General features: G+C 52.4%; 10 protein-coding genes, 1 tRNA gene and 2 pseudogenes. 2 read left to right on the top strand and 11 right to left on the bottom strand.

Annotated features, from left to right (window positions below; genetic code table 11):
- The 9 genes and pseudogenes from KO497_RS16990 to KO497_RS16950 form a co-directional block, all read right to left on the bottom strand.
- Positions 1 to 157, bottom strand: a pseudogene (locus KO497_RS16990) (IS3 family transposase); the annotation flags it as partial.
- An 87-nt stretch (positions 158 to 244) separates the two neighbouring features.
- A pseudogene (locus tag KO497_RS16985) lies at positions 245 to 1,351 on the bottom strand (type IIL restriction-modification enzyme MmeI); the annotation flags it as partial.
- A gap of 301 nt (positions 1,352 to 1,652) precedes the next feature.
- A complete protein-coding gene (locus KO497_RS16980) occupies positions 1,653 to 3,206 on the bottom strand; it encodes a tyrosine-type recombinase/integrase (protein WP_215945142.1) in 1,554 nt (517 codons plus the stop codon).
- Between the two features lie 9 nt (positions 3,207 to 3,215).
- On the bottom strand, positions 3,216 to 3,431 hold the full coding sequence (locus KO497_RS16975; protein WP_215945141.1) for a helix-turn-helix transcriptional regulator: 216 nt from the start codon (positions 3,429 to 3,431) through the stop codon (positions 3,216 to 3,218).
- Between the two features lie 133 nt (positions 3,432 to 3,564).
- Positions 3,565 to 4,497 carry a hypothetical protein gene (locus KO497_RS16970; protein WP_215945140.1) on the bottom strand — a complete coding sequence of 311 codons (933 nt, stop codon included), beginning with the start codon at positions 4,495 to 4,497 and terminating at the stop codon, positions 3,565 to 3,567.
- On the bottom strand, positions 4,494 to 5,684 hold the full coding sequence (locus tag KO497_RS16965) for a tyrosine-type recombinase/integrase (RefSeq protein ID WP_215945139.1): 1,191 nt from the start codon (positions 5,682 to 5,684) through the stop codon (positions 4,494 to 4,496). The genes KO497_RS16970 and KO497_RS16965 overlap by 4 nt, the downstream gene beginning before the upstream one ends.
- Before the next feature lie 164 nt (positions 5,685 to 5,848).
- Positions 5,849 to 5,924, bottom strand: a tRNA-Thr gene (locus tag KO497_RS16960).
- Between the two features lie 13 nt (positions 5,925 to 5,937).
- Positions 5,938 to 6,504: a gluconokinase gene (locus KO497_RS16955; RefSeq protein WP_215945138.1), complete on the bottom strand. Its 567-nt coding sequence runs from the start codon at positions 6,502 to 6,504 to the stop codon at positions 5,938 to 5,940.
- Positions 6,505 to 6,531: 27 nt separating this feature from the next.
- On the bottom strand, positions 6,532 to 8,235 hold the full coding sequence (locus KO497_RS16950; RefSeq protein ID WP_215945137.1) for an ABC transporter permease: 1,704 nt from the start codon (positions 8,233 to 8,235) through the stop codon (positions 6,532 to 6,534).
- Positions 8,236 to 8,345: 110 nt separating this feature from the next.
- Here KO497_RS16950 and KO497_RS16945 point away from each other — a divergent pair, with 110 nt between their 5' ends.
- On the top strand, positions 8,346 to 9,215 hold the full coding sequence (locus KO497_RS16945) for a hypothetical protein (protein WP_215945136.1): 870 nt from the start codon (positions 8,346 to 8,348) through the stop codon (positions 9,213 to 9,215).
- 38 nt (positions 9,216 to 9,253) lie between these two features.
- Here the strand turns inward: KO497_RS16945 and KO497_RS16940 are convergent, their stop codons facing one another.
- Positions 9,254 to 9,964: a hypothetical protein gene (locus KO497_RS16940; RefSeq protein ID WP_215945135.1), complete on the bottom strand. Its 711-nt coding sequence runs from the start codon at positions 9,962 to 9,964 to the stop codon at positions 9,254 to 9,256.
- A gap of 94 nt (positions 9,965 to 10,058) precedes the next feature.
- A complete protein-coding gene (locus tag KO497_RS16935) occupies positions 10,059 to 10,337 on the bottom strand; it encodes a DUF2312 domain-containing protein (RefSeq protein ID WP_215945134.1) in 279 nt (92 codons plus the stop codon).
- Between the two features lie 258 nt (positions 10,338 to 10,595).
- Here KO497_RS16935 and KO497_RS16930 point away from each other — a divergent pair, with 258 nt between their 5' ends.
- On the top strand, positions 10,596 to 10,811 hold the full coding sequence (locus KO497_RS16930) for a hypothetical protein (protein WP_215945133.1): 216 nt from the start codon (positions 10,596 to 10,598) through the stop codon (positions 10,809 to 10,811).
- Positions 10,812 to 11,099: the final 288 nt, after the last annotated feature.

Genomic DNA, 11,099 nt, shown 5'->3' with positions numbered 1-11,099 from the left:
CGCGACGGCATAGCACCGAGATGCTTTCCTCGCCACGCAGGCCCGCCAAGACGATGCGGATTTTCTCTTCAGCTGAATAGGTTTGCCGCGTCTTGCGGCGGATGTTCTTAACCACCTTGTCGGCGGCGTCTTTTGATGTCTGGGGCTTCTTCGTCATCTCGATCTCCTAATCGATAAGATGAACCAGAAATCCTCCGTTATTCAAATCCTCAAATCTGTCCCACGGGTGCTGACGTCAGACATTTTCAATCGCCCGCATTTCTTTGTAAGCGATCACCAAAAAGTTGCCCGAGCCACAGGCCGGATCAAAGACCCTGATTTTCGACATGCGTTTGCGCAGATCTGTGAGCTTGGGTTTCGACATGCGCGCGGCCTCAAGCTCAGCCCGCAGGCTGTCCAAGAACAGAGGGTTCAGCACTTTGAGGATATTGGGCACAGAGGTGTAATGCATGCCCAAAACGCTGCGCTCGTCTTCATCAGCGACGGCTTGGATCATGGACCCGAAAATATCGGGGTTGATGCGTTTCCAGTTTAGATTGCCGATATGCACGAAATAAGACCGCGCAATTTTGGTGAATTTCGGCGTGTCCGTAGAGCCGGAAAACAGCCCACCGTTGACATAGGGAAAGGCATCGGCCCAACGCGGCAAGTCGGACGCGGCGCGATCCTCGACCTTAGTGTTCATCGCGCGAAACACTTCGCCAATGACCTCATGGGTGTTTGACGAGTCGCGGGCACTCATTTGTTCAATGGTGGCAGTGAACAGGTTGTCGGAATTGAAAATATCGGTGTCTTCGGCAAAAAAGCAAAAGATCAGCCGCGCCATAAAGTGGTTCATGTCATGGCGACGCTCAGCGGTGCCCCAATCGGGGTTGGTTTTGAGCAGCTCGACATAGAGGCGATTGAGGCGGCTGGTGGCCTGAATATCGAATGAGTTTTCACGGATTTGCGCGACAGTGGAAATACCAGCCAGCGCAAGGAAAAACCCGAATTTGTTGGGGAAATCAGGATAGGCACAGGCCACGGTTTCGCCTGAGCCAAGGTTTTCGGCCTCAAGATCAACGCCATCGGTGGCAAGGATGAACTTGGCCTTGCCTTTGGTGGTGGCGGGGCTGTTTTTAAGCGCCAAGAGCGTTTGGGTGACTTCGCCCTGCGCACAGGTGGCAATGTGGATGTTGTTGGCTTGCAGCACACCGCCCAGATCGGATTTGTTGGTGGTCCCGCTGCGCAGGCGTTTGAGCGTGGTGGGTTTGTTGCCAAAGGCCTCTAGGAACGCGAAAGGGAACTCAGGCGCATCAAAGGGAAGCTGTGCAAGTTCTGTGATGGCTTGCTCGATCTCAACAGCGTTCATAATGTCGACCTCAAAATCCATATTCAAATGACTTCGCCGCGCGATTTACAACCGCGCAGCAAGGGTGTCATTATTCATACAGACATGCGCCGCGCATCCAAGCCTAATCCTATGCCCTTGATCAATTCAGCTTGCCGTTCAATCGCAACAGGGCAATACTCGCCCGACCTTGCTACCGCTGCGATCAACACAGTTTTGAGCCAAGTCGAAACGCTTCTTAAGTGGCCCTAGAGCCAACAAGCACAACAATTCCCTCGAAAGGTTGCCCACGGCGAGTAGTACTCAAAAAGCTCTGAAGTTATCAGATTTTCTCTAGGACCATATCTATAATTTGGATCTTCGCCTCATCGCTCAAGTCCGTAATTGTAGCTGATTTGCCCTCAGAAATCTGACGAAATAGCTCCGTGCGCCTTTCGTCAGTAAGGCGACCATAGTGCACATCAGTTGTTTGTTCTTTCTCATGCCCCATCGCTTCGGACCACCCTTTGCGTTGCTCGTGCGTAAGCGGGCGGGCATCGCGTTCGGCTGCCAATGTATGCCGTGCAGAATGCGGCGTATACTTCACATCGATATTCCGGCAAGCCGCTTTGAACGCCTCTGTAACAACATGCTTCGTACCCGTAGGAATGATCGGGTCGCGCTGATTGCGGTCTAGATGTTCTCTGCTTGTGAGAATGGCTTCACTTGGGAACAACGCATCAAGACCTGCAAAGCCCAACGCCTCTAAACAGCTGACCCACTCTGTCACCACATCACCAAATATTTTGGGAATGGGGAACCAGTTAATGTTCAAGCTTTTGCCATTCTTTGTGCGCACGATTGATGCATCCTGAATGATCAACTTTTTCACTGGATCAAAATGGCAAATTCTTAGAGATGCGAGCGTGTCTGCCCGCAACCCGCCAAGGAATGCCATCGCAAAGATAGCTTTCGAGCGCTGGTCCTTGAGGCTCCGCACCGGCATCCCTCGAAGCAACGTTTCAGCCTCATCTAAGGTTGGGTAGGCTCTTTTCTTCTTATCCAATGAGGCGGAATACACTGACTTGGGCAACTTCAGGTAGTCTGGAAGATCACGAGGTAGTCGCTTGTATCCATCTTGCTTCAAAAGCCAATCGAGGAACGCGGTCAAATGTGAGGCGGTATGCGCGACGGTGGACTTAGAACGTTGTAGCTCATTCACTGCGAGTAAGGACTTTTTCAGTTCTTCTCGCACCAATCCGACATCGTTGTTGGTGAGCTGGTCAAACGGTTTTCCACCTAAGATTTCTTCCATTAGCCTTATGGCACTGAGATGCCGATCAACAGTTTTCTCGTCGTAACGCCCTGCGTAATTTTGCCAATTGTAGATTAGACGATCGTTGGCCGTCCAAACTGAGGGCGGATAGATTTCTTCAACTTTCCCAACACCACCGAGGTCTTCGTAAATAGCTTCGTGTAGGGAGTCCACGGTCGTGTTGGGATTACGTAAAGCTTCAAAAAAGTCCCTATCAGCCTGCGAAGTGATTTTTTGAACATGCGCACCACACTCTGGACATCGCCCAAAACACATATTCGCCCCCTTTCCGACAATGCGCTCTTCGAGAGTTTCAATCTCCACAAACACCGCAAGCTTGCAGCCAGTGCATTTAAACTCTCCCCGCCGCAGTTTCGTCTTCGAACGCAATCGGCGCTGCTTGTGAAACGCGTTGACAATGGCTCCCCTGAAAAGGTGCGGCTGCTGTTTGTCGGACTTTCGCAAATCATGCTTGGTCCAATTTGTTACCGTATTTGCAGAGACATTGTATATGCGTACTAGGTCTTGGATCGAGTACACCCTGTTCTTCTTCAGGGCGTTAGGTGAGTAAGATCGGCTCATAGCTAAGCCTCACTCACCAGCACCAGTTGCATTTCCTGCAAACAGCGCACGAATTTCTTCGGCCTTCCAAACGGTCGTGCGCGGCCCAAGTTTTTGAGGCTGAGGGAAACGCCCCTCTTTCACCCCTTGCCACCATGTCGATTTAGAGACGGGGATGGGGCCATTGGGCGCGAGTATTTGAGATAAACGAACGAATCCGTCTTTTGGGAAAGGTGCGTAGGCCATTTTGATACATCCTTGTTTGTTAAGGTATGATCAAGTTTGCCTGCGTCGTTTGCCTCCTTGGGAACTCAAAGCGCAAATTTTATCTATCTGACTTTAAACAATAAACCTAGATTTGAGTTCTTTTCCCTGAAGTTTAGGGGGCAGCTTCGGTTGCTCTTTTCTCAAATCCCCTCGTTAGCAGATGTCTAATTGGGCGGATCGAAGGTGTTTGCCCTTGAAGTTCTGCGTCATGCTGAATTTTCTTTGCCACGCGCCCGATATCTTTCGGGCTTTCGAGGCCATATTTTTCAACGGCAATTGCAAAAAGAAGCTGTGCATGAAAATCGTAGCTGCTCTTGTGGAGCGATTTTGGCTTATATGAGGTTGCTTTTAAGTGGATATCTCCCACCTCACCAGCACCATCATCGGAAAACTTTTCTCGAAGCATCGTCCGAAATCGTCCGTCGATTTTGAACTTTTCCCGCTTCACCCACGAATAGAAATCCAACACACTGAATTTCGCACGCTCATCATCAGGGTCCGCGACTAGCCCATTGGCAATCGCTTCATATTGATCTTCGAGAAATACGAGCATTTTGTCTTGAGAATCCAAATGCCCATATCGTTCAAACAGTGCATCAAAGTTCACCTTTCGCGAATCAAGCCCAACACTCAAAAGCGTCAATTCGGGGAGTGTGCAGCTAGAAAATACCCTCCAATGCGCAACCTCTATCTCTAGCGCTTTGACGTGCCAGCCTGATATGAACCATGCAGGCTCACGAGCTTGCAGCGCCAAAATTCGTTTAGCCATAAGAAAACTAGGGCCTTTGGGATCGCGAAGTTCCCTGAGGCCATTATAATTGTCAGTTTGAAAGCGCTTGAACAATTTGTCTTCTGACCATGGCTCCAGCATTTCACGAAGGTCGTGCTTTATGGCTTCGATATCTGCGCAATACTCGTCTGCAAGTGAGGGAAATTGGGGACCAATCGACTTCTCTGAAGTCGGCTTTTTCCAGTCGGCTAAAAGTCCTAAAGCATCGTCTATAATTTCTTCGACCAACAGCGACTTGGTTTTTGTGGAGGTCATGCCGGTTTCCTCATATCATCCAAATAAACAGCCCACCAATCTGCAAGCTTTACGCGTTCATCCCAATAAAGCCCGCGATTGTAGGCTTTACGCACCTCGTTTCGTTCCACGTGAGCGAGTGCGGCTTCGATGGCGTCGGGGTTCCACAGGCCGCTTTCGTTCGCCAGCGTCGAGAAGCTTGCCCTGAACCCATGCGCTGTCATCTCATCGCCTGAATACCCCATGCGACGTAGTGCGGCATTTAGGGTGTTTTCAGACATTGGACGCTGCCATGAGCGCAAGGACGGAAATAGATAGACGCCATTGCCCGTAATCATGCGCAACTCGTCCAAGAGCGCGATGGCTTGATCTGGCAATGGCACATTGTGGTCGCGGCGCATTTTCATTTTTGAGGCGGGAAGCGACCAGATCTTTTCTTGGAAGTCGAACTCTTCCCATTTTGCATGACGGATTTCGCCCGGCCTTTGGGCAGTAAGCGCCAAGAGCTGCAAGCCTATCCGCGTAGTCGCTTGCCCTTCAAACACGTCGATTTCACGCAACAATGCGCCCAGCGCCTTCGGGTCAGTGATTGCGGCTCGATGCACGCGTGTCGGGCGGATTAGCGCATCTTTGAGCGCATAGGTGGGATCAGTTTCAGCAAGCCCGCTGGCCACGGCATAGCGAAACACAGAGCCGATGCGGGCGCGCAGGCGGTGCGCTGTCTCGTGGTTACCCTTTGCCTCGACCTTGCGCAGGCATTTCAAAATCATCGGCGCAGTGATTTCTGTGATCGGTTTGCGCCCAAAGGCCGTGTTCGCCAATTTGAGGTGATAGGCCGTCTTGTCCAAAGTGGCTTTGGATTTGCCTTCGATCTGTTGCTTGTTCAGAAACGCCACGCCGATTTTCTCAAAGGTGTTGCCATGCGCTTCGCGCGCAAGGGCTTTTGCTTCTTGCTTGGCTTCGCTCGGGTCGATGCCCTCAGCCACTTGGGATCGCGCAACCTCTTTGGCCTTGCGCGCCTTTGCTAACGATACGTCAGGATATTGGCCGATCGACAAAAGGCGTTCTATGCCGTTGATCCGGTATTTGAATTGCCAAAGCTTAGAGCCATTTGGTTTGACCAAGACAAACAGCCCTTCAAAGTCGGAAACTTTATAGGGTTTATCCTTAGGCTTTAAGAATCGCAGCTGGGAATCGCTTAAAGGCATCTGGGGGTATCCAGTTTTCACACATTTACCGATACCCCCACTAGCACCCCCAATCTGGGGGTATCTGGTCGGACAGCACAAAACGCTATCGGACAAAGGAACATCGCAAAACCCTTATAACAAAGGGCTTATTACATGACTTTGGATATTTTCGGATGGTGAAATGGTGCCCCCACACGGACTCGAACCGCGGACCTACTGATTACAAATCAGTTGCTCTACCAGCTGAGCTATAGGGGCATTGAGGGATCGTTTAAGGATTTTGCTGGGGGGGTGCAAGAGGGTTTTTGAGAGTTTTTTGCACTAATTGAAAAACTTTTTCAGGCGCGCTCTCGGCGAGGACGGGGAACACCTTTTTTTCTTGGATATTTGGCATTTCCAAGGTCGCGAGCTGACTGTCGAGTAAAGTGGTCGGCATGTAATGATTTTCGCGTGCGGCCATGCGGGAGAGAATCGCTTCACGTGACCCGTGCAGCAAAATGATCCGCGCGCCCCCTGATTCCTTTTGCAACAGGTCACGGTAGCTGCGTTTCAAGGCAGAGCAGCTGACCACAGCACCACCGTGTTTTAGGGCTGCATCCCGCGCAGCACGGGCCAATGTGGTCAACCAAGGCATGCGCATCTCATCGGTCAAAGGGCGCCCTGCAGACATATGGGCGACGTTTTCAGGCGGATGATAGTCATCACCCTCAAGAAACGGATATCCGGCCTCCTGGGCCAGAGCAGAGGCGATGGTGGATTTGCCACAGCCAGAGACGCCGCCAATGATGATAATGTCAGGGGCGATGGTGTCGGGGATGTGGGAAAGAGTGTCAGACACGATATGCGCCCTTTATGTAAGATTAATTTATGTAAGGTCAGACGCATTTTCAGAGCGCGCCATAAGCAATACAGCCACAAGCCCCACTGAGATCACCAAAAGCGCCGCAGGTGAGGCTTGCTCCAGCTGCTCCAATGAGGCCTTTTCGTGGACCCGCGTGGCCAAAGTATTATAGTTGAACGGACGCAGCAACAGCGTGGCGGGCAGCTCTTTGACGCAATCCACAAAGACGAGCAACAAAGCGGTGCCAACAGAACCACGGATCAACGGAATATAAACGCGGCGCAATGTGCCGCCTAATGTTTGCCCCAAAGACCGCGCGGCCATCGGCAAGGACGGCGCGACACGCCCCATCGCGGCATCAGCTGCCCCCTGCGCGATGGCAAAAAAGCGCACGCAGTAAGCAAAGATGATCGCAAAGGCAGAGCCTGTCAGCAAAAGCCCGATCTCATGCCCTGTGATGTTCACGATCAGATCCGCCAAGGCGTTATCAAATGCGGCGAGAGGAAACAGAATCCCGATCCCTAAAACAGCACCAGGGGCGGCATACCCGAGCGTGGTGAGGGGCAAGACCATACGCGGCAAGGATCGCCCTGTCAGGCGCACACCGTAGACCATGAACAAGGCAGCAGTGACGGTAAAGATCGCGGCAAGACCGGCAACGGTAAGTGTGTTCTTGAACGCCGTGATCAGACCGGGGGCCAACCATTGTTCGGGTTCGCCCAGCGCGTGACCCAAGATCACATAGACAGGCAAAATAAAGCCGATCACAAAAGGCACTGCGCACAGGCCCAGCGCCAACCAAGCGTGCCAGCCAGTGAGGCGGATCGCAGATATGGGGCGCGGATGACGTGCGCCACTGTGATAACGGGCTTTGCCACGCGAGGACTTCTCGAACGCGAGCATCAACAACACAACAAGCAGCACCACAGAGGCGATTTGCGCCGCCCCGCCTGCGTTGCCTGTCTCTAACCATGTTGAGAAAATGCCTGTGGTTAGGGTTTGCACCGCAAAATAGGACACAGTGCCGTAATCTGACACGGTTTCCATCATCACGATGGCAGTGCCTGCAGCGATGGCGGGGCGCGCCATGGGCAGGCCAACACGCCAAAAACGTGCGAAAGGCCCTGCCCCCAAAGCGCGCGACACTTCATAGATCGAACCAGAGTGTTCACGAAAGGCAGAGCGCGCCATCAAAAAGATGTAAGGCGTCAAAGCGGCGGCCAAAACGATGATCGCAGAACCGAGAGAGCGGATTTCAGGAAAGGCGTAATCGCGCGACGAATGCCATCCGAACACAGATCTGAGCGTTGTTTGCACAGGGCCAGCGTATTCCAAAAAATCGACCAAAGCATAAGCGCCGACATAGGCGGGAATCGCCAGAGGCAGCAACAGCAGCCATTCCAACGATTTAGATAAAGGAAACCGATACATCGTCACCAGCCAGGCGGCCCCTGTGCCCACACAAGCCGAAAGCAACGCCACGCCAAAGGTCAAAAGCGCTGTGGTGATGGCGTAACGCGGCAAGGTTGTGGCCAACAGATGCGGCCAGATGTTTTCTGTCGGATGAAAAGCGATCCACAGCACGCTGACGATCGGCATCAACACCAAAACGGCAATCACAACAGAGCCGACAGACCAAAGGTTAGCGCGTTTGACAGAGCGCAACCCCGCCAAACTGCGACGTTTATGGACCGGATCGGTCTGCGGTTGAGTGATTTCGTTGGTCATTGTGAAGACCGCATACGCGAAACCGGTTTCGCTGTCCAGAAAAGCGCATATACTATAAACAGCACAATTTACATCTCCGCACAAATGCCAACACGAGGCCCCACCCTTTTATGAACATCTCATTCCATATCGGCGCGCATTGTACTTATGGCTCGAAACTTATGCGTGGGCTGCTGAAAAACAGGCCCATATTGGAACAGCATGGTGTGATCGTACCGCCGCCCTCGCGCTATCGCGAAGTCTTGCCGCAGGTGATGAAACGGGTCAAGACCAGCCGCGCCACCCCTGAGGCGGAACAAATGGTGCTGGATGAGATCGTCGACACCCAAGATTGCGACCGCATTGTGATGAGCTATGAGGACGTGATTTGCCAACCGCAGGCGATTTTCCACGGGGACCGTCTATACGGCAAGGCCGAGTTCAAATTGAAATGGCTGCGCAACGTGTTCCCCCATAGCCCGATGGAGTTTCACATCGGCGTGCGCAATCCAGCGACATTTATTCCCGAGGCCTGCCCCGACCCCAAAGGCTATGCGAGCTTTATCGGCCAAACTGATTTGGACGCGATCCGCTGGTCTGATTTCATCAATGCGATCCGCACCGCCTGCCCCGATGTGCCGATCACTGTCTTTGCCTATGAGGATACGCCGCTGACGTGGTCACAAATCATGCGCGAAATTGCAGGGCTTGACCCTATGGTGCCCATTGAGGGCGGTTTGGATATCTTAGCACAGATCATGCAGCGCGAGGGCATGAAACGTCTGCGCACCTATTTGCACACGCATCAGCCGCAAAACGAAATTCAACGTCGTCGCATTTTGTCTGCCTTTTTGGACAAATATGTGGACGAGGACGCGAATGAGGAAGAAATCGATCTGCCGGGCTGGGATGACGCCTTGGTGGACCGCCTGTCTGAGCTATACGAGGACGATCTCTACGAGATAGACCGTATCCCTGGCGTGTCCTTTATCCAACCCTAGCATGATGCCTTAAAGTGCGGGTGGCACGATCTGCGTACCTAGGGGGTACGGTGGGACGCGATTAAACCATCCAAGCCTGACACAGGGTGCGCTTTCAGCCATTTGGCCACTTTGCAGCCTGCTGACCCGTAATACAGATCGCTGTATTTTCCAGCCTCAAACCCCGCAGAGCGACGCCAGTCATGATCTGCGACCGGCAAATCCACTTGCGCGTCATCACATGTCGCAGGATCAAGATTAAAACGCGCATCGCCTGACACATAGGTGGCGATACCCTCATCCACCCAAGCAGGAAAGCTGTGTTGCCCCCGCACACCAAGCTGCGCGTGCAAAACCACATGGGCCAGCTCATGCGCGATTATAGCAGTGTCGTGTCCATAAGGGCCAAGATAGAACAGCTTGTCCCCGTAAGTCAGCGCCAACATTTGATGCCCGCCCATAAGGGCATTACAGGTTTGCGTGAAACACACCAAAACACGCGGATGAGCCGCTATTGGTCCAAAGGCGGCCTCGACACGGTCTGTGGCACCCTCATACCGGCGTAAAATGTCGCTGCCATCTGCGCCTGCGTTTGGTTCAATGTAAATATGATCCCCGACTTTGGAAAAACCAAAACATTTGGGGCAAAGCCCTGCCAAAACCGGCGTCAGCCCCAAGACGGCCAAGCCAATGCCAAACCCGATCACCAGCGCCAAAACGGACAACAGGACGCGGCGCCATATGCGCGCGCGTCCTGTGGCCTGTGTCACGTTATTTATATGCGGCACAAATATACGCGATACAAAGTGTCACCTCGTGCTTTGAGACGCAGCGCCAGCGTGGCGCTGAGCCACGGCTTTGGGCTTAGCCCATGCCCAGCGCTTCTTTGTACATTTCCAGTACAGCTTCTTCTTCGGCAATCTCATCGGTGGATTTTTTGCGCAGCGCGATCACTTTGCGCAAGACTTTGGTGTCGTAACCGCGCCCCTTGGCTTCGGCCATCACTTCTTTTTGCTGATCCGCGATGTCTTTCTTTTCCATCTCGAGACGCTCAAAACGCTCTACGAATTGGCGCAACTCGTCTGCGGTCACACGGTAGGTTGCATCTGGACCAGAGGGTGTGTTGTCGTCGATATCCATCATGATAAGGCCTTTTGGTTGTATGCGTTGGTCGAGATCATCGGACCTCTGTTTGAAATGATCCCTAGCGTCCCTGCCCCCCTATGACAAGAGTCCGCAGGTGCTTGGCTGCGGGCTTTGGCAGGATGTTGCGTTTTCGCTTATCGCATCTAGCTTATGGTCTCTTGGCCTCATGACCGCACCTCATAAGCCTTGGGTAAAACTTGCACCCTGTGATCAGACGCAGTAAGCGACGCGCAACCTATATAAAAAGGACATACCATGGATATGCTCATCTATTTTGGCGTCGCCTTGACGTTGGCTGGCGTTGCTTTGCTAGTGTACTGTATCGTTCAAGCGCTTAAAGCGAAAAAACTTGGCGGTTCAGACGAAGAGGTCCGCGCGCGTTTGCAAAAAGTAGTCACACTGAATTTGGTCGCTTTGATGATTTCAGCCATCGGTTTGGGCGCTGTCACTATTGGGGCCATTTTGTCCTAAACATTTTGCCGTTCAGGCGACATATGTCTCTTTGCGAATCTATATGTGTTCTCAGTGAACGGTTAGGGCTTAATCCCCTTCAAAGTTTTGCCCAATTGCTTATCAATCCGTGCGCAAACCCACCCAAATAGACCTACAGTTTCAGCACAAGAAACAGTTAATCATTTGGGCAGGGAAAACCTTTTGATCGTCGCCGAAAGGCCCTAATCAATAGGTAACAATTAACCAAGTTCGTGACACCTCGGAGTAAGGGAACCCCATCCCGATACCCCTTGGACCAGTCGCGAT

Origin of the sequence: Pacificibacter marinus (genome assembly GCF_018860665.1) — a bacterium.
Taxonomy (GTDB): domain Bacteria; phylum Pseudomonadota; class Alphaproteobacteria; order Rhodobacterales; family Rhodobacteraceae; genus Celeribacter; species Celeribacter marinus_A.
The sequence above is the reverse complement of the archived record's forward strand: the minus strand, read 5'-3'. Positions and strand labels throughout refer to the sequence as shown.

Bases quoted from the DNA above. Each gene is read 5' to 3' on its own strand.
- KO497_RS16980 (WP_215945142.1), bottom strand. From the start codon at position 3,206: ATGAGCCGATCTTACTCACCTAACGCCCTGAAGAAGAACAGGGTGTAC.
- KO497_RS16975 (WP_215945141.1), bottom strand. From the start codon at position 3,431: ATGGCCTACGCACCTTTCCCAAAAGACGGATTCGTTCGTTTATCTCAA.
- KO497_RS16970 (WP_215945140.1), bottom strand. From the start codon at position 4,497: ATGACCTCCACAAAAACCAAGTCGCTGTTGGTCGAAGAAATTATAGAC.
- KO497_RS16965 (WP_215945139.1), bottom strand. From the start codon at position 5,684: ATGCCTTTAAGCGATTCCCAGCTGCGATTCTTAAAGCCTAAGGATAAA.
- KO497_RS16950 (WP_215945137.1), bottom strand. From the start codon at position 8,235: ATGACCAACGAAATCACTCAACCGCAGACCGATCCGGTCCATAAACGT.
- KO497_RS16945 (WP_215945136.1), top strand. From the start codon at position 8,346: ATGAACATCTCATTCCATATCGGCGCGCATTGTACTTATGGCTCGAAA.
- KO497_RS16935 (WP_215945134.1), bottom strand. From the start codon at position 10,337: ATGATGGATATCGACGACAACACACCCTCTGGTCCAGATGCAACCTAC.
- KO497_RS16930 (WP_215945133.1), top strand. From the start codon at position 10,596: ATGGATATGCTCATCTATTTTGGCGTCGCCTTGACGTTGGCTGGCGTT.